The sequence below is a fragment of the Parvularcula dongshanensis genome (genome assembly GCF_014199615.1).
Taxonomy (GTDB): domain Bacteria; phylum Pseudomonadota; class Alphaproteobacteria; order Caulobacterales; family Parvularculaceae; genus Parvularcula; species Parvularcula dongshanensis.
In genome coordinates this window covers 85,175-106,260 of sequence record NZ_JACHOB010000004.1, presented here as the reverse complement: position 1 = coordinate 106,260, position 21,086 = coordinate 85,175, and the positions used below count along the sequence as shown (strand labels likewise).

Annotated in this window: 21 protein-coding genes; 19 read left to right on the top strand and 2 right to left on the bottom strand. The window is 68.2% G+C overall.

All coding sequences use genetic code 11. The features are described from left to right. The first annotated feature begins 141 nt into the window (after positions 1 to 141). The 3 genes from GGQ59_RS10065 (at position 142) to GGQ59_RS10055 (ending at position 3,646) form a co-directional block, all read left to right on the top strand. A complete protein-coding gene (locus GGQ59_RS10065; protein ID WP_183818153.1) occupies positions 142 to 1,191 on the top strand; it encodes an SGNH/GDSL hydrolase family protein in 1,050 nt (349 codons plus the stop codon). A gap of 129 nt (positions 1,192 to 1,320) precedes the next feature. Continuing rightward, complete coding sequence (locus GGQ59_RS10060; protein WP_281373817.1) at positions 1,321 to 2,520, top strand: AAA family ATPase; 1,200 nt, start codon at positions 1,321 to 1,323, stop codon at positions 2,518 to 2,520. Positions 2,521 to 2,749: 229 nt separating this feature from the next. After that, positions 2,750 to 3,646 carry a ParB/RepB/Spo0J family partition protein gene (locus tag GGQ59_RS10055; RefSeq protein ID WP_183818151.1) on the top strand — a complete coding sequence of 299 codons (897 nt, stop codon included), beginning with the start codon at positions 2,750 to 2,752 and terminating at the stop codon, positions 3,644 to 3,646. Positions 3,647 to 3,882: 236 nt separating this feature from the next. Here GGQ59_RS10055 and GGQ59_RS10050 read toward each other — a convergent pair whose 3' ends face one another. Next, positions 3,883 to 4,941, bottom strand: a complete 1,059-nt coding sequence (locus GGQ59_RS10050) for an acyltransferase family protein (RefSeq protein ID WP_343074319.1) — start codon at positions 4,939 to 4,941, stop codon at positions 3,883 to 3,885. Between the two features lie 317 nt (positions 4,942 to 5,258). Here GGQ59_RS10050 and GGQ59_RS10045 point away from each other — a divergent pair, with 317 nt between their 5' ends. The 8 genes from GGQ59_RS10045 (at position 5,259) to GGQ59_RS10010 (ending at position 10,941) form a co-directional block, all read left to right on the top strand. Then, positions 5,259 to 5,654, top strand: a complete 396-nt coding sequence (locus tag GGQ59_RS10045) for an NADH-quinone oxidoreductase subunit A (protein ID WP_183818147.1) — start codon at positions 5,259 to 5,261, stop codon at positions 5,652 to 5,654. Beyond that, positions 5,624 to 6,319 (top strand): NuoB/complex I 20 kDa subunit family protein, encoded by a 696-nt coding sequence (locus GGQ59_RS10040; RefSeq protein ID WP_425511357.1) that lies wholly within the window; start codon positions 5,624 to 5,626, stop codon positions 6,317 to 6,319. The genes GGQ59_RS10045 and GGQ59_RS10040 overlap by 31 nt, the downstream gene beginning before the upstream one ends. A gap of 65 nt (positions 6,320 to 6,384) precedes the next feature. After that, positions 6,385 to 6,687: a hypothetical protein gene (locus GGQ59_RS10035; protein WP_183818143.1), complete on the top strand. Its 303-nt coding sequence runs from the start codon at positions 6,385 to 6,387 to the stop codon at positions 6,685 to 6,687. Positions 6,688 to 6,775: 88 nt separating this feature from the next. Beyond that, on the top strand, positions 6,776 to 7,417 hold the full coding sequence (locus tag GGQ59_RS10030) for an NADH-quinone oxidoreductase subunit C (protein WP_183818141.1): 642 nt from the start codon (positions 6,776 to 6,778) through the stop codon (positions 7,415 to 7,417). Between the two features lie 119 nt (positions 7,418 to 7,536). After that, positions 7,537 to 7,758 (top strand): hypothetical protein, encoded by a 222-nt coding sequence (locus GGQ59_RS10025; protein WP_183818139.1) that lies wholly within the window; start codon positions 7,537 to 7,539, stop codon positions 7,756 to 7,758. 98 nt (positions 7,759 to 7,856) lie between these two features. Next, on the top strand, positions 7,857 to 9,080 hold the full coding sequence (locus GGQ59_RS10020; protein WP_183818137.1) for an NADH-quinone oxidoreductase subunit D: 1,224 nt from the start codon (positions 7,857 to 7,859) through the stop codon (positions 9,078 to 9,080). Positions 9,081 to 9,165: 85 nt separating this feature from the next. Beyond that, complete coding sequence (locus GGQ59_RS10015; RefSeq protein WP_183818135.1) at positions 9,166 to 10,290, top strand: endo-1,4-beta-xylanase; 1,125 nt, start codon at positions 9,166 to 9,168, stop codon at positions 10,288 to 10,290. A gap of 261 nt (positions 10,291 to 10,551) precedes the next feature. Further along, positions 10,552 to 10,941, top strand: a complete 390-nt coding sequence (locus GGQ59_RS10010; protein WP_183818133.1) for a DUF2141 domain-containing protein — start codon at positions 10,552 to 10,554, stop codon at positions 10,939 to 10,941. Positions 10,942 to 10,965: 24 nt separating this feature from the next. Here GGQ59_RS10010 and GGQ59_RS10005 read toward each other — a convergent pair whose 3' ends face one another. Continuing rightward, the gene (locus GGQ59_RS10005; RefSeq protein ID WP_183818131.1) at positions 10,966 to 12,234 is read right to left on the bottom strand and encodes a glycosyltransferase family protein; all 1,269 of its coding nucleotides are present in this window, start codon (positions 12,232 to 12,234) and stop codon (positions 10,966 to 10,968) included. A 303-nt stretch (positions 12,235 to 12,537) separates the two neighbouring features. Between GGQ59_RS10005 and GGQ59_RS10000 the strand changes: the two genes are divergently transcribed. The 8 genes from GGQ59_RS10000 to GGQ59_RS09965 all read left to right on the top strand — a co-directional run bounded on the left by GGQ59_RS10000 (position 12,538) and on the right by GGQ59_RS09965 (position 21,063). After that, positions 12,538 to 12,804, top strand: a complete 267-nt coding sequence (locus GGQ59_RS10000; protein ID WP_183818129.1) for a hypothetical protein — start codon at positions 12,538 to 12,540, stop codon at positions 12,802 to 12,804. Between the two features lie 154 nt (positions 12,805 to 12,958). Then, entirely contained in the window at positions 12,959 to 14,020 is a 1,062-nt protein-coding gene (locus GGQ59_RS15220) for a septal ring lytic transglycosylase RlpA family protein (protein WP_183818127.1), read from the top strand. Then, positions 14,017 to 15,153: a serine hydrolase gene (locus tag GGQ59_RS09990; RefSeq protein ID WP_183818125.1), complete on the top strand. Its 1,137-nt coding sequence runs from the start codon at positions 14,017 to 14,019 to the stop codon at positions 15,151 to 15,153. The genes GGQ59_RS15220 and GGQ59_RS09990 overlap by 4 nt, the downstream gene beginning before the upstream one ends. Next, on the top strand, positions 15,150 to 15,776 hold the full coding sequence (gene tmk / locus GGQ59_RS09985; protein WP_183818123.1) for a dTMP kinase: 627 nt from the start codon (positions 15,150 to 15,152) through the stop codon (positions 15,774 to 15,776). Before GGQ59_RS09990 ends, tmk begins: the two co-directional genes overlap by 4 nt. Further along, complete coding sequence (locus tag GGQ59_RS09980) at positions 15,773 to 16,735, top strand: DNA polymerase III subunit delta' (protein ID WP_183818121.1); 963 nt, start codon at positions 15,773 to 15,775, stop codon at positions 16,733 to 16,735. The genes tmk and GGQ59_RS09980 overlap by 4 nt, the downstream gene beginning before the upstream one ends. Next, on the top strand, positions 16,722 to 17,504 hold the full coding sequence (locus tag GGQ59_RS09975) for a TatD family hydrolase (protein ID WP_183818119.1): 783 nt from the start codon (positions 16,722 to 16,724) through the stop codon (positions 17,502 to 17,504). Before GGQ59_RS09980 ends, GGQ59_RS09975 begins: the two co-directional genes overlap by 14 nt. Next, positions 17,501 to 18,343 (top strand): MBL fold metallo-hydrolase, encoded by an 843-nt coding sequence (locus GGQ59_RS09970; protein WP_183818117.1) that lies wholly within the window; start codon positions 17,501 to 17,503, stop codon positions 18,341 to 18,343. Before GGQ59_RS09975 ends, GGQ59_RS09970 begins: the two co-directional genes overlap by 4 nt. Beyond that, a complete protein-coding gene (locus tag GGQ59_RS09965) occupies positions 18,340 to 21,063 on the top strand; it encodes an intermembrane phospholipid transport protein YdbH family protein (protein WP_183818115.1) in 2,724 nt (907 codons plus the stop codon). The genes GGQ59_RS09970 and GGQ59_RS09965 overlap by 4 nt, the downstream gene beginning before the upstream one ends. The last annotated feature ends 23 nt before the right edge of the window (positions 21,064 to 21,086 follow it).

The following is a 21,086-nucleotide window of genomic DNA, read 5'->3' as shown; positions in this document are numbered from 1 at the left end:
CACGTGAAGCGCCGCTGCGCCAACGCGTTGAAAAAGCGAAGAATGTAGGAACGCTTCGACGCCCCCCGGCGCGCCTCCCCTACTTCAGCGATACTGATCGTGCCGCTCGACGCCGACGCGGAATTCCGGGCATGACGCGGCATGCCTCTCTTCTCCTCTCTCCTCGCAACCGGCCTCCTCGCCATGGTTCAACCCGGAACCCCCACCCTGCCCGAGGCGTTGACGCCGCTCGGCCGGACCGTCGGCGGTCATGACAGCCCCTTGCAGGTCGGCTGGCCCGCAAGCGGCTTCGCGTTCGAGACGAGGGCACGGCGGGTCGTCATGACCGTTCAGGACAGCGGCGCGAACATGTTCGACGTGATGGTGGACGGTACCTGGTCCGAGGTCGCCCTGCGCCCCGGTGTCCACGACTACACGCTGTTCGAGGCGAGCGAGCCGCGCGACGTGAGGATCGAGGTTCGGCGAAAGACCGAGAGCTTCGAGGGCGGCTTGACGACGATCCTCGGCGTCGAGAGCGATGGCGAGGTCCGCCCCGCCGCCCTGCCCGACCGGCGCATCCTGTTCGTCGGCGACTCCATCACGGCCGGTTATGGCACCCTCGGCGCGGATGCGAGCTGCGGCTACTCGAAGGAGACGAGCGCGCCTCAGCTCGCCTTCTCCGGGCGCACCGCGAAGGCGCTCGAAGCGGACTACCACCTCGTCGCGATCTCGGGCCGGGGCGCGGTCTTCAACTACGGGGACGATCCCCGGCCGAACATGCCAGCGCACCTGACGCTCGCCCTGCCCGATACACCCGTCTATTGGGACCCGAAGCGGTGGACCCCACAGGTCGTGGTCGTGAACCTCGGCACTAACGACCATTCCACCTGGGACCCGGAGGCGTCGTTCGTCGGCAACTATACGGGCCTGCTCGTCGATCTCAGGGCGCAGTACCCTGACGCGAAGATCGTCACCGTAACGGGCCCGTTCGCTTCCGAAGACGCGGTCGAGCGGATCGTCGCAGGCGTCGCCGAAGCCCGGGCGCGGGCCGAAGCGCTCGGCGTCAAGACGGCGACCGTCCACCTCTCCCTCGCGGACGAAGGCCGGGTCTATGGCTGCGACGGCCACCCGGGAACGGACAGTACCCGAGTGATGGCGGATGGCCTCGTCCCCGTCATCGAAGCGGAGACCGGCTGGTCCGCCGGGCCGTAAGGGCCGATGTGAGACTTTTCGCGGAAAGGTCTCGTCAGAGCTAACATCGGCGGTTAACGACCGATTAACGCCTGCCGCGTCAAGCAGGCGTTAACGAGGCCTGAACGTGCCTCGCGAGGAGAGCCGCCAATGCCCGCCAACGCCCCCTCCCCCGAAGTGCAGCGTAGCGAGGGCATCGCCCGGATCGCGCGCCTGCAGGACCGTTCCGCCCGTCTTCTCGACGCGATGCGCGACCAGATGATCGATGGTCGGTCAGCGAAGACGCTCGACCTGCGCTTTACCATTCGCCAGGCGGCCGAGATGGTCGGCCGGTCCGACATGACCATCCGCCGGGCCGAAGAGGCAGGCGACCTCCCCTCTCCGGAGAAGCGGGAGAGCGGACACCGGGTCGGCTTCACCCTCGAAGAGATCAACCGCATGCGGGACCATTTCGGCACGCGGCCGGGACGTTCGCCAGAGGATCCGCCGCTCGTCCTCGGCGTGCAGAACTTCAAGGGCGGCGTCGGCAAGTCCACGATCGCCGTTCATGCCGCGCAGTACCTCGCCTTGAAGGGCTACCGCGTCCTCCTCGTCGATGCCGACCCTCAGGCCTCTTCCACCGGTCTGTTCGGCTACAACCCGGAGGCGGAGATCGACGAGGAGGAGACCCTCCTCCCCTTCCTCGAACCCGGCGGCCGGACGGACCTCGGCTATGCGGTCCGCGGCACCTACTTCGATGGACTGGACCTGATCCCGGCCTGCCTCGGTCTCTACAATGCGGAGTACCACCTCGCCTCCACCGGCGCGGGGGCGGACCGGTTCGAACGCTTGCGCTACGGCCTCGGCGCCGTCGCGCAAGCCTACGACGTGGTCGTCCTCGACCCGCCCCCTGCCCTCGGCATGATCAGCCTGAACGCGGTACGAGCAGCGAACGCCCTTCTCATTCCCACGCCCCCCTCCTCCATCGACTACGCTTCGACGGTTTCCTTCCTGCGCATGCTGACCTCGGTCTGCGAAGCGCTCGAAGCGCATGGCGCCGAGATGGACCACGCCTTCGTTCAGCTCCTCGCGACGAAGGTGGACGAAGGGAAGTCGGCGCACCAGGAGATGCGGGACGCCATGCAGGACGTGTTTGCCGGCGACATTCTGACGACCGCCCTCCTCGACAGCTCCGAGTTCGACAATGCGTCGATCGAGATGCGCACCGTCTACGAGTATGCTGGCCCCTCCAATAAGACCTACCGCCGCTGCCGCGCGAACTTGGACCGGGTATTGGGCGATCTCGAACTGGCGATCCGTCGAACTTGGCCCAGCCATCATCAACGTTTGCGCACTGAAGGATTCGCTTGAGCTCGACGTTCAACGCGTTGAACATATCGGACTCGAAACGTTCAACGCGTTGAACACGAGGTTGCCGCGCGTTGAACGAAGCTAACGCCGCAGCTTGAGAACCGCCGAGGGAGGAGTAGAAATGGCCCGGAAACGCCTATTGCAGAACGCAGTCGCCGCTACGCGCGAAGCGCCAACCGCCTCATCATCGGAAGAGGCCCCGACCGCGCGGCCTCGGCGCCTGGACCCGATGGCGGCCCGTGAAGGGGCACTCTCCGAAGTCGCCTCGGGTCGGGTACGCGACGTCCGCCTCCGCCTCGTAGACCCCGCCACCTGCCGGATGTGGTCGAAGCACAATCGGCTCTACGACCTGCTTACGAAAGAAAGCTGCGCGGAGCTCATCGGCTCGATTCGCGCTCAGGGGAAACAGGAGGTCCCGGCAGTCGTCCGGCGCCTTCGCGACGATCCGGAAGGCTACGAGTACGAGGTCGTCGCTGGCGCAAGGCGGCACTTCGCAGTCAGCTATCTGCGCCAGGAAGAGAACCGGAAAGAGGTCTACTTCCTCATCGAGGTGCGCGACCTCGAGGATGAAGAGGCCTTCCGCTTCTCGGATCTCGAGAACCGAAACCGTAAGGACATTTCGGATTACGAAAGAGGGCGGGAGTACCTCGCGGCGTTGCATGACTACTACGGCAACAACGCGACCCGAATGGCCGAGCGTATGGAGGTCTCAAAGTCCCTCCTATCCTCCTACCTCTCCGTCGCGACGCTGCCGCAAGAGGTCATCGACGCCTACGCGGACCCACGGGACATCGCCGTCCGCCATGGCCAACAACTCCGACCGCTCCTCAACGGAGAGGGCGCGACGGCGCTTCTAGACCGTGCGAGGGAGGTCGCAGCCATGCAGCGTACCTTGCGGGAGAAGGGACAAGCCGGTGGTCTCGAGCCCGCCGAGGTCTTCCGCCGCCTGAAAGGAAGCGGACCGCGAGCGAAGGCGACCGCCCATACTGTCACGAACCCGACAGGGCGGCCGGTGCTAACCGCGAAGCGGGCAGGGGGGCGGCTCAAACTCGACATCGACGTGTCGATGCCCCGCCAACAAATCCTGGACGCCGTTCGCGCGGCACTGGATTCCAGGCAAGACTGATCGCCGGTATGGCCGGTTCGCAATGCTACGCAGTGCGTCCTCATCGGTATGGCTAAGCGCGGCAAGCTTCGGCTCAGAGGCCAAGATCTCCTCGCTAAATGAACCGGATGGTTCGAGATTTGGACTGGTAGTGCTTGCCGTGCGCTCCCTCGTTCCCGCGCGAACCAGGAGGTGAATGAGACCTCTCGTTCTCCAAGCCGCCGCCTGCATGTATCAACCGGTAGTGCCGCCTTCGCCTAAGCCGGGCGCTTACCGACCCGTCGGAACGCTCCCGTCACGCGTTTGAACGGATCTCGCCCGGCTATGTAGAGCAAACCGATATCCTGCACTTCCAACGACCCAGTCGCGAACGAGATCGCAGCACCGAACTCCGCGAGCCCCCAGAGAGCTGAGGGATGCGCTTCGATCGGCAGGATCTTCCCTACCACCGCGAAGACGACCCAGTGAGAGCAGAAGAGACGGAATGCGAGGCGCTGATCTATCAGACCTTCGGGAACGTCGACCCGTGCGACGATGGCCAGTGCCAGGATGGCGCCTGAAAGCCGCTGTAGCAGAATGATCGGCAGTCTGCCGTCGCTCAGATAAACCGTCGTGACGAAGAGCAGGGCAGAGACGCCGCCGATCAGAAACGGCCGCCCCCTCACCTCCGCGAGGCAGCGCAACAGCCACTGGCAGCGAAAGCCGAGCAGGAAACCAAGGGAGAAGAAGAGAACGAGGTCCGGCCGTGGCCACCACGTCTCGCCGCCCCTCGCGGCAGCGTCGAACGCACAGAAGACGCCCAAGATCGCGACGATGCCCATGAGCGGCAGCCGTCGGCGGAACAGATGAAAGGTGCAAACGGCGACCGAGACGCATTGGAAGAGGTCGATGAGGTAGTGAAGCGGCAGGTTGTTCGGCATCGCGTAGATGCCGAGCACTGCGCTAAGGGCGAACGGGTTCCCCGAGGAACCGAACCCAAACGCGCCCGCTGCCGCCATGAGAAGCGTCATCGCGCCGTTCCAGACGATGAACGCACCGAGGAGGGTCCTCGCTCGCCGCCACAACAGCTGCGTTGGCCGTGTTCGCTGAACGGCGAAGGCGAGGAGCAGGCCGGACGAGAAGCCCAACAGCGGCGCGGCGATGCGGCCCAACGCCTTCGTCCACGGCAAGACCTGCTCGAGCTCGAACCCGGTCAACGCACTGGCAAGCACGGGGTCCGTGAACTTCAGGTGTCCGAGCGTCATAAGGACGACGCATCCGAGGCGAAGGGCATCGCTTTGGGGCCTGCTCAACCCCTTGAGTTCATTAGGCGGCATCGAACGCACTCGCAGCTTCCGTGCCGTAATTGCTGCGCCGCACATAAAACGCAAACCCTATCGTCGAAGGGCGTTGCGAATGCATGGGAAGCCGCTGCATTTAGCGGTTTGGCGAAGGCCTAGCCCGGCCGGACGCCACAAGGGTCCGGATCCTGGAAGCCAGACCGTTCGCTGCGCCGGTTTGGCCTCCCTGCCGGGGAGGGGGTTTCCCATTGCCCACAGAAGCCCGTAGAGGGCGCATAACGCTGCGGCGCTTCGCCTCCCTTCCGGTGAGGCGCCGTCACGACTAGCTCGGAACGAACGGACGATCAGAAGCGATGGCCACGCCCGAATTCCTACTCAACTACCTGCCGATCCTCATCTTCATCGGCCTCGCGGGGGTCCTCGGGCTCGCCTTCATGATCCTGCCGATGGTGCTCGCGCCGTCGAACCCGGATCCCGAGAAGACCTCGACCTATGAATGCGGCTTCGAGGCTTTCGAGGACGCGCGGATGAAGTTCGACGTGCAGTTCTACATCGTCGCGATCCTGTTCATCATCGTGGACCTCGACGTCGCCTTCCTGTTTCCCTGGGCGGTGACGCTGTTCAACCCCGAGTTGGGGCTCGATCGCGACTTCCAGCTCTTCTCCTTCTGGTCGATGTTCGTGTTCCTGGCCGTGTTCTTCATCGGCTTCGCCTACGAATGGAAGAAAGGGGCGCTCGAATGGCGCTAGACGACGAGAAGTCCGTCCTGGCTTCGCCGAACCTCGGCAAGACCGGCGGCCCCCTCACCACCGATCCCGGCCGAGTCCAGCCTGGCCTCGCCCCTCAGGTCGTGACGGCCCGCGACGTCGGCTACGGCACGCAAGGCCGGGCAGGGGAGGTCGGTTACAACCCGACCGACGAAGATCCCTTCTTCCGCCACGTCTCGGCGGAGCTCGCGGACCAAGGCTTCATGACGGCGCCCGCCGACGCCGTCATCAACTGGGCGCGCACGGGCTCGCTCATGTGGATGACCTTCGGGCTCGCTTGTTGCGCCGTCGAGATGATGCAGGCCTCGATGCCGCGTTACGACATGGAACGCTTCGGCATGGCGCCGCGCGCTTCCCCGCGTCAGTCCGACCTCATGATCGTGGCGGGTACCCTGACCAACAAGATGGCGCCGGCTCTGCGCAAGGTCTACGACCAGATGCCCGAGCCTCGCTACGTGGTCTCGATGGGTTCCTGCGCGAACGGCGGCGGCTACTACCACTACTCCTACTCGGTGGTGCGCGGCTGCGACCGCATCGTGCCGGTCGACGTCTACGTCCCCGGCTGCCCGCCGACGGCCGAAGCGCTCGTCTACGGACTTCTGCAGCTTCAGAAGAAGATCCGTCGCGAAGGCACGATCAAACGCTGACGCGTGCGGGGAACCGCGAAGGGGGGCGTTCCGTTGGGCTAGCAACGCTCTAACGGAGGTCCCCCATGACCAAGCACGCCGCCTTCTACCACTGGAAGGTCAAGTCCGGCCGCGAGGAAGAGTTCGAGGCCGCCTGGGCCAAGGTGACCGAGGACGGCAAGTCCCGCTGCGGAAGCCTCGGCGCCACCTTGTCGCGCTGCGACGACGGCACCTACGCCGCCTACGCCCTCTGGCCCGACAAGGAGAGCCGCGAGAAGTGCTGGCTCGGCGATCAGAGCCAGACCGAAGAGGCGAAGGCGCTCGTCGACTGCACCGAGGAGAAGCTCTCCGAGGTGTTGATGGACGTGAAGACGGACATGATGGGGTAGGGGCGGCCTTAAGGCGCACGCATTTGCGGGATGACGGCAGCAGCCGTCTCCCCTACAGCCGCTCGCAGCGTACCGACGGAGTGCCCCGATGTCCCTGACCACCGCCCTCGCCAACGATCTCGCCGAGCTCAAGGACCACGTCGAAGCCACGCTCGGCGACGCGCTGGTGCATGCGCAGATCGCCTATGACGAGCTGACGGTGACGGTGGACCGCAGCAAGATCATCGAGACGCTGCGCTTCTTGCGCGACGACCCGCTGTGCCGCTTCATCCAGCTCGTGGACCTCGCCGGCGTCGACTATCCGGGCCGCGCCCAGCGCTTCGACGTCGTCTACCACCTCCTCAGCCTGCAGGACAACGCGCGCATCCGCGTGAAGTGCGCCGTCGGCGAGGAGGACACGATCCCGACCGCGACCCCCGTCTACCCTTGCGCGGACTGGTACGAACGCGAGGCCTTCGACCTTTATGGCATCGTCTTCGAGGATCACCCCGACATGCGCCGCCTCCTCACCGACTACGGCTTCGAGGGGCACCCGCTGCGAAAGGACTTCCCCCTGACGGGCTTCACCGAAGTCCGTTGGGACGACGAGCAGTCGAGGGTCGTCTACGAGCCGGTGCAGCTGACGCAGGAGTACCGGAACTTCGATTACCTGAGCCCCTGGGAAGGGCCGCTCTACGTCCTGCCGGGCGATGAGAAGGGAACGGACGACGTCGCCAAGCCGCGCAAGTAGCCAGCGTTAAGGCTTCGCTCACCACGTCCCAAAGATTCCTCGAAGCTCGCGAACATACGCCTCAAATCGTCGTCATAAGGGTCTTGTCCGAGGGGGCACCTCGAAAGGGAAGACCGACGATGACGACGCTGATGAGCCACAACAACAGCCAGTCCCGTAAGCAAGGCGGCTTCGTCCGCAACGCCCGCCTGGAAATGACCCCGAAACGCCGCTCCGAGGTGCAGCTCGAGCGCATCGTCTTCGGCATGGTGGTCTGCCTGACGGCGATGGCGTGCTGGACCACGATCGACACGCTGCCTCAGCTGATGATGGCCGGCGAGGTCCTTCACGGCGCGGGCTGATCCCGACCGACGCGCGCCGCGACACCGGAACCCCTTGCGCGCCGAGGTCCTTTGGGGGCAGACCCCCAGGGACGAACGACACGCCCCCAAGGACCCCGATGGCCGACGGCAGCACCCGCACGATCACGGTCGAGGACAGCTTCTCAGACGCGTCCTCCGACCGCCCCTTCACGATCAACTTCGGCCCGCAGCACCCGGCCGCGCACGGCGTCTTGCGCCTCGTGCTCGAACTCGACGGCGAGGTCGTGGAGCGGGTGGACCCGCATATCGGGCTCCTGCACCGCGGCACCGAGAAGCTGATCGAGCAGAAGACCTACCTTCAATCGATTCCCTACTTCGACAGGCTCGACTACGTCGCGCCGATGAACCAGGAGCACGCCTTCTGCCTCGCGGCGGAGAAGCTGCTCGGGCTCGAAGTGCCCCGGCGCGCCCAGGTCCTCCGGACCCTCTGGTGCGAGATCGGCCGGATTCTCAGCCACCTCCTCAACGTGACGACCCAGGCCATGGACGTCGGCGCGCTGACCCCGCCTCTGTGGGGTTTCGAGGAGCGCGAGAAGCTGATGACCTTCTACGAGCGCGCCTCGGGCGCGCGGCTGCACGCGGCCTACTTCCGTGTCGGCGGCGTACACCAGGACTGTCCGCAGGACCTGATCGACGACATCCGTGAGTGGTGCGGCACCTTCCCGGCCGTCCTCGACGACATCGAGGGCCTGATCACCGACAACCGCATCTTCAAGCAGCGCAACGCCGACATCGGCGTCGTCACCAAGGAAGAGGCCTTCGCCTGGGGCTTCTCGGGCGTGATGCTGCGCGGCTCGGGCGTACCTTGGGACCTTCGCAAGTCGCAGCCCTACGAGATCTACGACGAGCTCGAGTTCGACATCCCGCTCGGCAAGAACGGCGACTGCTACGATCGCTACCTTTGCCGGATCGAGGAGATGAAGGAGTCTCTGAAGATCATCCTTCAGTGCATCGACCGCCTCGAGCCCGGCCCCGTCATGGCGCGCGACGCCAAGGTCACGCCGCCGCTCAGAGCCGAGATGAAGCACTCGATGGAAGCCTTGATCCATCACTTCAAGCTCTACACCGAGGGGCCGCGCATTCCTTCGGGCGAGGTCTACACCTGCGTCGAAGCCCCCAAGGGCGAATTCGGCGTGTACCTGGTCTCGGACGGCACCAACCGGCCTTATCGCTGCAAGATCCGGGCGCCTGGCTACGCGCATCTGCAGGCCATGGACTGGATGTGCAAAGGGCACATGCTTGCGGACGTCTCGGCGATCATCGGCACGCTCGACGTCGTGTTCGGCGAGATCGACCGCTGAGGCGGCCTCGCCGGCGCGCAGGCGGCGGGGCCTGAAGACGTATTCATACTGGCCTGTCTTCATGGCACCGCTTACGGTCGGCGTCATGAAGACTGCTCTCGCCGCGCTCGGCCTCGCTCTCCTTCCTTCACCCGCCGCGGCCCAAACGCCCGATACGTTGCGGGACGCCTTCGATCAGTGCTTCCTCGTCGGCACCGCGCTCAATCGCTGGTTCATCGCGGACGAGGTGCCGGGCCTCCTGGACTTCGTCGGCGATCAGTTCAGCGCCGTGACGGCCGAGAACGCGATGAAGTGGGGACGCATCCACCCCGAAGAGGGACAGTACGCGGTCGCCATTCCGGACCGCTTGGTGAGCTTCGCGCAGGCGAACGACATGGCGGTGGTCGGGCACACGCTGGTCTGGCATTCTCAAACGCCCGACTGGGTGTTCGAAGGGGAAGGCGGGCAGCCCGCGTCCCGTGAGCTGCTCCTTGGCCGGATGAAGGACCACATCGACACGGTGGTCGGCCGTTACCGCGGCCGGGTTCATGGATGGGACGTCGTCAACGAAGCGATCCTCGACGACGGCAGCTGGCGGCCGTCGAAGTGGCGCGAGCAGATCGGGCCCGACTTCGTCGAGCAGGCCTTCCGCTTCGCCCATGAAGCCGATCCGAAAGCCGAGCTCTACTACAACGACTACAACATGACCGCACCGGGCAAGCGCGACGCGGTCGTCGCCATGGTCAAGGATCTTCAGGCGAAGGGGGTCCCCATCTCCGGCATCGGCATGCAAGGCCATTTCGGGATCGGGCGTCCGAGCATGGAGGACTTCACCGCCGCGCTCGACGCCTATGGCAGCCTGGGCCTCAAGGTGATGATCACTGAGCTCGACGTGACGGTCCTGCCCTGGCCCGAGAACCTCGCGGTCGGCGCGGACATCTCGTCGGCGGCGGAGAACCGGGAGGAGCTCGACCCCTACACGGACGGCCTGCCCGAAGAGGTCGCGAGGGCGCAAGCCGACCAGTACGCGGCCTTGTTCCGCGAGCTCGTCGCGCGGAAGGACTTCGTCAGCCGCGTGACCTTCTGGGGCGTGAGCGACGCGGACAATTGGAAGAACAACTTCCCCGTCCGCGGACGTACGGACCACCCCATGCTGTTCGACCGTGACCTGCAGCCGAAACCTGCCTTCGACGCCGTGATGGCCGAGGCGAAGGGATGTTCGGGCGGCTGAGGCCTCAACGCGCCGAGGGGCGCTCGCCCCGGGCAGGACCGACGCCGAGCGCCTTCAGCCCCGCCATCCTGTGCTGCGCGATCGCGCCCCTACCGCCGGTCTTGGGGCCAGTCGCCGCCGAACGCAGCAGGCCTGCCGAAGGTCCTTGATGTCTGTATGAGGTCTACCACACTCGTTTGATTATTAAACATCGTGGGGTCGATCGTCATGACGTCGAGAATGATCAGGCGAGCTTCGGCGAAGCCGTTAGCGTTCGGCCTCATGGGGCCGCTTCTCCTAGGCGCGACGCAGGCCGCCCCGCTCTCGGTTACGCTCGAGGGCGTCGAGGCGCGGGGCGGGACCGTCTACGTCTCGGTCCAGACGGAGGATCAGTTCATGGGGGAGGCGTCGATCGCCAGCGAAGAGATCCCCTCACCCAGAGCGGGGGCGCACGTCGTCAGCTTCGACCTGCCGCAGGGACGCTACGCGGTGTCGGTCTGGCACGATGACGACGCAAACGGGTCGTTCGACATGGGGCCGGGGGGCATGCCGCTCGATGGCTGGGCGATCTCCGGCCCGCCCCTGATGGGCATGCCGACCTTCGAGGGCACCGCCATCGAAACGGGTGAGGGCGGGATCGAGACGACGCTCCGCATGACCTACGGGCGTTGAAACGCGTCGGTCCCGCCAAGCGTTCTAGCGGGCTAGGGGCGCCTCTTCATCGCGGCCGCCGAGCATGCTGACCTCGGCCCAAGGAACGAGCGTTTCGTTGCGATCGTCGAAGAGAGTCGCTGCGAAGTTGTCGGGTTCCAGGAACCTCTTCAGCGACTGGGTCCTGACCCCCGGGACGTAGCGCCCAGAGAGGTCGCGCGCGGCGCGGAACGCCGCCGGCGCGCCTTCCGGTGCGTCGAGCGGAAGGCCCACTCCGATGCCGAACTCGTCGACCATGTAGCCGCCGAATCCCGACGCGGACGCGATCACGGGCTTATCGGCCCGCACCGCCTTGAGAAGGTTCGCCGAGAGGTTCTGCGACTGGCGGTAGATCGGCGCGAGCACCGAGCAGGCCGAGAGCGCCGCCGCCATCTCGTCCGCGTCCAGGAACCGGTCGATCAGGACGATCCTGTCCCGCGCCGCCGCGACGCGCGGGTCGGATTTGAGGAAGTTCTTGTGCTCCGGCCACTCGACGCGGCCCGCCACGAGCAGGCGCCAGTCGGGGCCGAGATCGGCGTCGAGGAAGCCGTGGACGAGCTCGCGGAACGCCGCCCGTTCCCTGACGGCGCCGACGAAGCCGATATAGGACTTGGACGCGTCGAGACCGAGAACGGCGCAGGCCTCGTCGCGCTCGGGCATCGCCATCAGCGGGACGGGGTCGGGGCAAACCTCGACCGAGAGCCCCGGCATGTGGGTTCGCGCCCAGCCGACCTGCATCGGGTTGACCATGAAGAGGCGCGACCAAGGCGCGCGGCGCCAGGACTGCCGGTAGATCTGGTCCTTCACGAGCTCGGCGACGCCGTGGGCCCCGGCGGCGAAGCCGTAATGGAGGACGCCCGTGCTCTTTAGCCCCGCGATCCGGGCGCGGCTGCGCTCCCCGGCGACGAAGCGGGCCGCCAGGGTGATATGGTCGGCGCTCGGCAGGATCAGGTGGTCCGGCTGGTGCCGCTCGATCGCCGCACCGAGCGCGCGCCACAGCGTCGTCAGCGCGCGGCGATAGGTGCGGATCCCGTCCGGCGTGGGGCGGAGCGCGATGCTGTGCGGGACCGGCGGGATGCTCGGATCGACGCTCGCCGCCCCAAGGCGCGGCGCGACCTGCGCGGCGAAGGCAGAGGACGCGGCGCCCTCGGACGTCAGAGAGAGCACGAGCTCGTCCCCGCGCGCCTCGTGCACGCGCCGATGATAGTCGACGAGCGCTTCGACGTAGTTTGTGTAATGACCACCCTGAAAGGGTTCGAAGAGAAGGGTTTTCACCCGGGTCTCCACTGAATGCGACGCGACAGGAGGCTGTGATGTTGCACAGCAACATGTCGATACAAGGACGGTGGTGCCGCCTGACCGCCTTGTGATGCGCAGGGGCACGGTCCGGTTTCGCGCCATGAGCGACGCCGACACAGTGACATGGATCACCGGGCGGTGGCGCACCGCACGACGCGCCTTGCGGCACCGAGCTCGGTTCGCAACCGGCATGATCCTCGACACCGCCGCCGTACCCTTGGCGTTCGGCGAAGAGCCCCCGACACATCGGCTGCGGCGATGGTGGCGGCGGCCGAAGCTATGAAGGCGATCGGCGGCCACCCCGCGCTCTGGCACACGACCCGATTCGCCCTGGCGCCGCTCCTGCGCGACGCGATGACGAGACCAGACGCGTTCGCCGCACGGCTCGGTGTCGGCAAGGCCGCCTGGCGTGCCGCGAAGCTTCGCCGGACCGAGCCCTATGCCGACCTCGGCGTCGTCATCCTCACCCTTCTGGAACGCGAGGCGGAAGACAGAGTCATCGCCGAGGCGCGGGCAGAGTACGGCGAGGCCGTTCGAGCGGCGTAGTGGACGACCGGCCCGGCGATCCTGCCGATCCTTGCCCTCGTCGCGGCGGGGGCGGGCGGCTGATTCGAACGTCGCTTGAGCGAGGCTTTAAGCGCCGGTTAAGCTCGAAGGCTGCAAGGGTTCATCGCCTCTTAAGCTTGCCCCGGGTTCGCCCATGCGCCGCTGCGTGCTCTTCGCCGCCCTGCTCGTCCTCGCTGCCTGCGCTTCGGGGGGCGTGAAGCCCTCGCCGCACGCGCGCCACGAGGCGCCGAACCCGCACGAGAAGCTCGGCAAGCCCTACAAGGTGGGCGGCGTCTGGTACACGCCGAAGAACGACCCTTCCTACGACGCGCGCGGCGTCGCCTCCTGGTACGGACCGAAGTTCCACGGAAGGCTGACCGCCAATGGCGAGGTCTTCGACATGAACCGCCTGACGGCGGCGCACCCGACGCTGCCGCTGCCCTCGCTCGTCCGCGTGACGAACCTCGATAACGGCCGCCAGGTCGTCGTGCGCGTCAACGACCGTGGGCCCTTCGCCAGCGACCGCGTCCTCGACCTCAGCCGCGCCGCCGCCGAGCGCCTCGGCAGCCGGGAGGCGGGCCTTGCCAACGTCCGGGTGCAGTATCTCGGCCCCGCCTCGATGCGCGAAGCGATCACGCGGCTCGGCGAGCCCGAAGCCTATGAGAACGGACGCTACGCCGCCGTCGCGGACCCCGAGCCGGGGCGGGTCGCGGAGACCGTCGCGGTGCGCGTCAGCGAAGGCGAAGAGATCCCCGAGGGCACGGTGAGGGGCGCCCCCGCCGAAGCGGCCGTCCGCGTCGCCGAGGCCAAGGTGATCGAGGTCGCGGCCGTCCCGCCCGCCCCCGCCCTGAAGGCGGAGCCGGTCCTCGAAGCGAGCGCCCTGCCGCCCGCGCCGCCCTCGCCGATCAAGGTCGTGCGGAGCGGTTCTGCGCGCGACGCTTCGCCGATCCCGCCGGACGCGCCGATCCTGACCGACACCTCGCCTGCGCGCTGGTACGTGCAGGTCGGCGCCTTCGCCTCGGCCGAGAACGCCGCGAAGGCGAGCGCGCGCCTGCCGAGCGCCGTGCCGATCTCTCTGACGACGGAGGAACGCGCGGCCGCGCCGCTCCACCGCCTTCGGATCGGACCCTACGACTACGAGTTTCCCGCCGAGGAAGCCTTGCGCGTCGCGCGCGAGGCGGGCTTCGGGGACGCGCGGATCGTGAGGGCGCAGTGAGGGCGCTCCTGGCGGCACTCGTCCTCCTCGCCGGGACGGCGCAGGCGGCGGACGCCGTGTCGACCCGTGCGCGCGAGGCGATCATCGTCGACTACGACACAGGCAACGTCCTCTACGGCAAGGCTGCAGACGAGCCCATGCAGCCTGCCTCCATGTCGAAGCTGATGACGGTGGCGATCGTCCTCGACCTGATCGAGCAGGGCACGATCACCAAGGACACGCCCTTCGAGGTGTCGGAGAACGCCTGGCGGCGGGGCGGCTCGAAGATGTTCGTGCTCGTCGACACCACGATCACGGTCGAGAACCTCCTCAAGGGGATCATCGTCGATTCAGGCAACGACGCCTGCGTCGTCGTCGCGGAGAACATCGCGGGGTCCGAGGACGCCTTCGCCAAGCTGATGAACGTCAAGGCGAAGGAGTGGGGCCTCGAGCAGAGCCACTTCTCGAACCCGACCGGCCTGCCGGACCCCGAGCAGCTGATGAGCCCGCACGACCTCGCCAAGCTGACGAGGAGGATCTGGGAGCGGTACCCGGATTATCACTACATCTTCGGGCTGCAGGAGTTCACCTGGTCGAAGATCAAGCAGACGAACCGGAACCCGCTGCTCGGCATGTTCGACGGCGCGCTCGGAATGAAGACAGGGCACACGGAGGAGACGGGCTACGGCGTCGTCGGCCTCGCCGAGCGGGACGGCAAGAAGCGCATCCTGGTCCTCCACGGCCTCGAAAGCGAGGCGGCGCGGCGGCGCGAGGCGGACCGCATGATGACCATCGCCTTCACCGAGTACGACACGCGCACCTTCTTCGAGCCGGGCGACGTCGTCGGCGAGGCGGAGGTCTTCGCGGGCCGCGAAGAGACGGTGCCCCTCATGCTCGAGGCGGAGGCGCGCTTCACGCTTCACAGACACTCGCTCGACGGAGCCGAGGCGACGCTCGTCTATCAAGGGCCGATCCCCGCGCCGGTGAAGAAGGGCGAGGAGGTCGGTGTCCTGAAGCTCTCAATGCCCGACGAGCCCGAACGCGAGTACCCCGTCTACGCGGCGAAGAGCGTGAAGGCGCTGTCCGCCTGGTCGAAGGTCGGCCTCGGGCTCCAGGCGCTGCTGACGCCGCCGGAACCGGACGCGTTCGAATGACGCGGCACCCTCGCTTCGTCGTCTTCGAAGGCCCCGAGGGTGCGGGCAAGACGACGCAGATCGCGCGCCTGGCCGCGCGGATCGCAGGCGAGGCCCTGCTGACGCGCGAGCCCGGCGGAACGAGGGGCGGCGAGGCGGTGCGCGCCGCCTTGTTGAACCCCGACGCGGCGTGGTCGCCGCTGGCCGAGGCGCTGCTGATGAACGCGGCGCGCGACGCGCACCTGCGCGAGGTGGTGATGCCCGCGCTCGACGCCGGCAAGACCGTTCTTTGTGACCGCTTCGCCGATTCGACCGAAGCCTATCAGGGCGGGGGCGGGGGCCTGCCGACCGAGACGGTGAACGCGCTACGGCGCTGGGTCTGTCCGGTCGAGCCCGGCCTGACCCTCATCTTCGACCTTCCAGTGAAAGAAGGCCTCGCTCGGGCCTCGGCACGGGGCGCCGCCGACCGGTTCGAAGCGAAGGGCAGGGCCTATCACGAGGCGGTGCGGGGGCGCTTCCTCGCGATCGCGCAGCGGCCCGCCCGCGTGCTGATCGACGCCCGGGGGACGGTAGAGGCGGTGGAAAGCCGCATCCAAGAGGCGGTTTCCGCGCACGCACCGAGGCTGCTAACGCCCCTTCCATGAGTTCCGACCTCCTGCTCGGCCCGCGCGCGTGGGAACGCCTGGACGCCGCCCTGGCGTCGGGCGCGCTCACCGGCGGCTGGCTGCTGACGGGCCCGGAAGGCATCGGCAAGGGCACGCTCGCGGACGCGCTCGCCGCGGCGCACCTGTCGAATGCGAACAGCCTTGGCCGTGCGGACGAACGGACGGCGGGCCTGGTCGCGGCGCGCGGGCACCCCGACCTCGTCGTCCTGCGCCGGACCGAGAACGAGAAGACAGGGCGGATGCGGCCCGAGATCCTGGTCGACGAGGTGCGCGCCGCGACCTCCCGGCTTCACACGACCTCCGCGACGGGGCGGCGGGCGGTGATCGTCGACATGGCCGACGACCTCGGACGGTCCGGGGCGAACGCGCTTCTGAAGTCGCTGGAAGAGCCGCCCGCAGGGACGGCCTTCCTGCTTCTGTCCCGAGCGCCGGGCAAGCTGCTGCCCACGATCCGCTCGCGCTGCCGCGTCGCAGCGCTCAACCCCCTCGAGGAGGGCGTGCTGGTCCCCTGGCTTCGACGGCGGACGGATGCCGACGGGGAAGCCGCCGCCGAAGCCGCACGGCTGTCCGGCGGCGCGCCCGGGCGAGCGCTGTCTCTCCTCGAAGGCGAGGGGGAAGCCGCGCGGGCGCTGGCCGATCGGCTCTTGCGGGTCGCCGCGGGGCAGGGGGACGTACTCGCGCTCGCCGAGGCGGCGGGCGCAAGGGCGAACGATGCCGTCTGGCCCGAGGCTTGGGCGATCGTGCAGAACCGGCTGTCCGCCGCGCTGCGCGGACAGAGCGACCCGATCGTTTCGAAGTCGGTAGGGCCTCCGCTTCTGCAAGCGCTCGACGAGGCGAAGCGGCTGGCAGAGAAGGCGGGCGCGCTCAACGCGGACCGGGCGCACACGGCGCTCGTCCTCACGCGGACGCTGGCGAGGGGCATGAATGCTGGTCGATAGCCATGTGAACCTCCACGGCGAACGTTACGCCGAGGATCTGGAAGACGTGCTCGCGCGCGCCGCCGAGGCGGGGGTGGGCGCGATGCTCGCCATCTCGGACCATTTGGGCTCGACCGACGAGATCGCGGGGATCGTGGCGGGGCGGCGGAACCTGTGGCGGACGGTCGGGGTGCACCCGCACTGGGCCAAGGACGCAGCGGACCTGACGCCAGAGCGCCTCGTCGCGCTCGCGGAGGCCGACGACGTCGTCGCGATCGGGGAGTGCGGGCTCGACCGGCACTACGAGTACTCGGGGTTCGAGGATCAGGAGCGGGTGTTCCGGGCGCATGTCCGCGCGGCGCAGAGGACCGGCCTGCCGCTCGTCATCCACGCGCGCGAGGCGGATGCGGAGATGGAGGCGATCCTAACCGAGATGCACGAAGAGGCGCCGTTCACGCCGCTCCTTCACTGCTACACGGGCGGGCCCGGATTGATGCAGGCGGCGCTGAAGAGAGGCGGCTACGTCTCCGTCTCGGGCATCGTGACCTTCAAGACCGCGGACGCCGTGCGCGAGACCGCGCGGCGCGTGCCGCTTGACCGGCTCCTCCTCGAGACGGACTGCCCCTTCCTTTCGCCCGTGCCGCATCGGGGCCGGCGGAACGAGCCGGCCTACCTTCCCCTCGTGGCGCAGAAGGTGGCCGAGGTTCGAGGCGTGAGCGTGGGCGAGATCGAGGCGGCGACGACCGAGAACTTCTTCCGCCTGTTCTCGAAGGCGAAGCTGTCCGCGTGAGGGTCCGCGCGATCATCCTCGGCTGCGGCTCTTCCGGCGGCGTGCCCCGGATCGGCGGGGCGGACGGCCACGGGAAGTGGGGCGACTGCGACTCCGGCGAGCCGAGGAACCGGCGAACGCGCTGCTCGGCCGTCTTCCAGCGGGCCTGCGACGAGCGGGGCTGGGACGCGCCCGAACTCACCACGGTGCTGATCGACACGGCACCCGAGCTGCGCCTTCAGTTGACGAGCGCGGGGGTGGGGCGGCTCGACGCCGTCTTCTACACCCACGACCACGCCGATCAGAGCCACGGCATCGACGACCTGCGTGCGCTGTCGCTGAACTCAGGCGGCGAGCGTACCCCCGTCTACGTGGACGAACGGGTGTGCCCCGACCTCCTCGATCGCTTCGCCTACTGCTTCCGCCAGGCCGAAGGCTCACCCTACCCCGCGATCCTCGACGCGCGGACGCCGCCGCCCCCGGGCGAGGCGTTGGTGGTCGACGGGCCGAGCGGGCCGCTGCCGGTCACGAGCTTCCTCGTCGAGCACGGCACGGTCGACGCCCTCGGCTTCCGCATCGGGCCCTTTGCCTACTCGCCGGATCTCAACGAGCCCATGCCGGACAGCTGGGGGGTAATCGAGGGCGCCGAGACCTGGATCGTCGATGCGCTGCGACGGCGGCCGCACCCGAGCCACGCGCATCTGGGGCGGGCCCTCGAATGGATCGGCCGTGTCGGGGCGAAGGGCGTGCTGACGAACCTTCACATCGACATGGACTACAGGACCTTGTGCGCGGAGCTGCCGAGCGGCGTGATCCCAGCGCATGACGGCCTGGTCCTCGAAGCCGAAGAGGCCGGATGAGGACCGCGGGGCGCCTACTCCTCGCGCTCGCCGTTCTCCTCATCCTCGGCGCCTGCGCGGTCCTCCTGTTCCGAAAGCCGATCGCCGAGGCGGTCATCGAGCGGGCGGCGGCGGGGGCGGGGGTCGAGGCGCCGGCGGTCCAGGTGGCCGCGCTGACGACGCGCGGCATCACGCTCCGCCTCGACAGCGCAGGCCCCTCCGCGCGGGTCGAGGTCGATTACGATCTCGGCACGCTGATCACCGAGCGCCGTGTCGAGGCGGTGACCGTCAAGGATGCGCGAGCGAGCGTGCGGGTCGGGCCGGACGGGGTGCATATCCAGGGGGTGACGCCGCAGGGCGGAAGCGGCGGGGGCGAGTTACCGTTCGATCGGTTGATCATCGAGGACGCGTCGATCGCGCTCATGACGCCCGAAGGGCCCGCGGAGGGTGCCGTATCGGGTCGCTTCGTGCCCGGCGAGGGCGGGGAGGGCCGTCTGCGCTTCGAGGCGGCGCGCGCGGGCACCGCCGACTTCGCGCTGGAGGACGGCGTGCTCGAAGGAACGGTTTCGCTGTCTAAGAGCGGCGAGGCGCGGACCGAGATGCGCCTTGCCGGCGACCTCTTCACGCCGCTCGGCGTTGCGCGCGGCGCGCGGCTGCGGGCTGAAGGGTCGGCGTCTGAGTGGCAAAGCTGGCCCAACGCTACGCGAGGGCAGGGGCGTGTGGTGATCGAGCAGGTCGCCGCGGCGGCAGCCGAGAACGCGGTCGTCTCGCGGATGAGCGAAGGGCTCGCGCAAATCGGGACCGAGGCGGAGCGCCTGTCGCTCGAAGGCGCGATCGAAGGCGTGGTCGAGAACGGGCAGGTTCGTCTCTTCACTTCCGAAACGGGCTTTCTCGCGCAGACACCAAACGGAGAGCGCCTCCGCATCGCCTCGCCTGGGGACGCGCCCCTCTTGGTTTGGTCCGAGGGAACGGGTCGGCTCGTAGCCGATTGGGATGCGACCCTGTCGGCCGGCGCGGGAGCGGGCCATGTGCGGATCGCTCTCGAAGAAGGCGGGATCGGCGCCGTTGAGGCCGATGCGGCCCTACCGCGCCTGTCTCTCTACGGCGTTGAAACGGTCGATCTCTCCGCCAAGGCCAGCGGCGTATGGCCGAGGCTCGACTTGGCGCTGACCGCCGCGCGTGCACGGGCCGAGGTGGCGGGCACGGACCTTCGGACGCAAAGCCTGACCGTTCCCTTGACGCTCGATGCGTCGGCAGGCGTCGTTCTACGCCTTGAGGACGGCGAGTGTGCAAGCGCGCCGAGCCTGACCGCGAGCCTGCCGGGCGAGACGATGGTGACGCTCGACGCGGTGCGCCTCTGCGCCGGCGAGGCGCCGCTCTGGGCGGACGGGGCGGCGGCCGGCGTGATCACGGCGAAGACGGCACGCACGACGCTCGGCGCGCTGGACGTCGCGGTGCGCGAGCCCTCGGCGACGGCCAGGATGCAGGTAGGAGAGGTCCTTCGTTTCGTAGCGCAGGTGACCGCCCCGCGCGCCGCGCTCGGCGACGCGATGGCGCTGAACGAGGTCCGGCTGACGGCGGACGGCACGGCGGCCGACGCGGGGCCGGACGTGAGGATCACGCTCGAACGGGCCGTCCTCGCTCAGACGGCGGCGGCCCCGGCGGTGGCGCCCGTCACTCTTGCCGGGGCGGGACGCGTCACCGGCGAGACGGCGCAGGGGTCCCTGACGGCGAAGAGCAAGAGCGGCGTCCTCCTGGGCGACGCTTCGCTGCGTCATGACTTAGAGACCTCCTCCGGGATGGCCCGGTTCGAAACCGAAACATTGTCCTTCACGCCTGATGGCTTGCAGCCCCAGCAGCTCGCGCCCGCCCTGCGCGGCCTCGTCTCGGCCGCGACGGGCAGCCTGTCGGCGACGACCGAAGCGAGTTGGTCCGAAGCGGGCGCCAAGACGGCGGGCACGGCGTCGCTCGACGGGCTCAGCTTCCGGGGGCCCGGCGTCGCGGTCGCACGGACGGCGGGGCTGTCCGGCGAGTGGCGATTCGACAGCCTGATGCCGCTGCGCACGGCGGGGGCGCAGCCGATCCGCGTGGACCTCCTCGACTTGAGGGCCCTCAAGCTCGCGGACGGACGCGGCCGCTTCGTCCTGCCGGGCGACGGGTCGCTCGTGGTGGAGGAAGCGTCCTTCCCCTGGTTCGGCGGTACGCTGCGCACCACGAATGCCACGGCCGACGTCTCCGGCGATCTCGATGCGGTCCTGACGGCGGAGGGCGTCGAGATCGGCGAGGCGCTCGCCTACCTCGACGTCGACGGGCTCTCGGGCGAGGGGAAGATCGGCGGCACGTTGCCCCTGAAGGCGAACGGCTTCGCGGTCCGGATCGAGGACGGGCACCTCGCGGCGACGACGCCCGGGGTCATCCGCTACGAAGGCGCGAAGGAACTCGCGCAGACGAACCAGCAGACCAAGCTCGCCTTCGGCGCCCTCGAGGACCTGCGCTTCTCGTCGCTTTCGGCCACGGTGCAAGGCCCGCTCGACGGCGAGCTCGACTTCGGGCTCCGCTTCGAGGGCACGAGCGAACTCGACCTCGGCGACAAGCGCGTACCGGGGCGCGTGAAGACGCCGATCATCTACCGCCTCAACATAGAGGCGCCGGTCCTGAGCCTGATCGAGCAGGCGCGGCTGTCGACCGACGTGCAGCGCCAGATCGAGCAGGCGATCGGGGAGCGTTCCGCGCAGCCTTGATGCCGGTGGCGGCAGGGGCCAAG

What these genes read in the sequence shown, in the direction of transcription:
- GGQ59_RS09975 (WP_183818119.1), top strand. Translation starts at nt 16,722, where the DNA reads ATGCTGGTCGATAGCCATGTGAACCTCCACGGCGAACGTTACGCCGAG.
- GGQ59_RS10025 (WP_183818139.1), top strand. Translation starts at nt 7,537, where the DNA reads ATGACGACGCTGATGAGCCACAACAACAGCCAGTCCCGTAAGCAAGGC.
- GGQ59_RS10015 (WP_183818135.1), top strand. Translation starts at nt 9,166, where the DNA reads ATGAAGACTGCTCTCGCCGCGCTCGGCCTCGCTCTCCTTCCTTCACCC.
- GGQ59_RS10055 (WP_183818151.1), top strand. Translation starts at nt 2,750, where the DNA reads ATGGCGGCCCGTGAAGGGGCACTCTCCGAAGTCGCCTCGGGTCGGGTA.
- GGQ59_RS10050 (WP_343074319.1), bottom strand. Translation starts at nt 4,941, where the DNA reads ATGCCGCCTAATGAACTCAAGGGGTTGAGCAGGCCCCAAAGCGATGCC.
- GGQ59_RS10000 (WP_183818129.1), top strand. Translation starts at nt 12,538, where the DNA reads ATGAAGGCGATCGGCGGCCACCCCGCGCTCTGGCACACGACCCGATTC.
- tmk (WP_183818123.1), top strand. Translation starts at nt 15,150, where the DNA reads ATGACGCGGCACCCTCGCTTCGTCGTCTTCGAAGGCCCCGAGGGTGCG.
- GGQ59_RS10020 (WP_183818137.1), top strand. Translation starts at nt 7,857, where the DNA reads ATGGCCGACGGCAGCACCCGCACGATCACGGTCGAGGACAGCTTCTCA.
- GGQ59_RS10035 (WP_183818143.1), top strand. Translation starts at nt 6,385, where the DNA reads ATGACCAAGCACGCCGCCTTCTACCACTGGAAGGTCAAGTCCGGCCGC.
- GGQ59_RS10065 (WP_183818153.1), top strand. Translation starts at nt 142, where the DNA reads ATGCCTCTCTTCTCCTCTCTCCTCGCAACCGGCCTCCTCGCCATGGTT.
- GGQ59_RS09980 (WP_183818121.1), top strand. Translation starts at nt 15,773, where the DNA reads ATGAGTTCCGACCTCCTGCTCGGCCCGCGCGCGTGGGAACGCCTGGAC.
- GGQ59_RS10060 (WP_281373817.1), top strand. Translation starts at nt 1,321, where the DNA reads ATGCCCGCCAACGCCCCCTCCCCCGAAGTGCAGCGTAGCGAGGGCATC.
- GGQ59_RS15220 (WP_183818127.1), top strand. Translation starts at nt 12,959, where the DNA reads ATGCGCCGCTGCGTGCTCTTCGCCGCCCTGCTCGTCCTCGCTGCCTGC.
- GGQ59_RS10040 (WP_425511357.1), top strand. Translation starts at nt 5,624, where the DNA reads ATGGAAGAAAGGGGCGCTCGAATGGCGCTAGACGACGAGAAGTCCGTC.
- GGQ59_RS10010 (WP_183818133.1), top strand. Translation starts at nt 10,552, where the DNA reads ATGGGGCCGCTTCTCCTAGGCGCGACGCAGGCCGCCCCGCTCTCGGTT.
- GGQ59_RS10045 (WP_183818147.1), top strand. Translation starts at nt 5,259, where the DNA reads ATGGCCACGCCCGAATTCCTACTCAACTACCTGCCGATCCTCATCTTC.
- GGQ59_RS09965 (WP_183818115.1), top strand. Translation starts at nt 18,340, where the DNA reads ATGAGGACCGCGGGGCGCCTACTCCTCGCGCTCGCCGTTCTCCTCATC.
- GGQ59_RS10030 (WP_183818141.1), top strand. Translation starts at nt 6,776, where the DNA reads ATGTCCCTGACCACCGCCCTCGCCAACGATCTCGCCGAGCTCAAGGAC.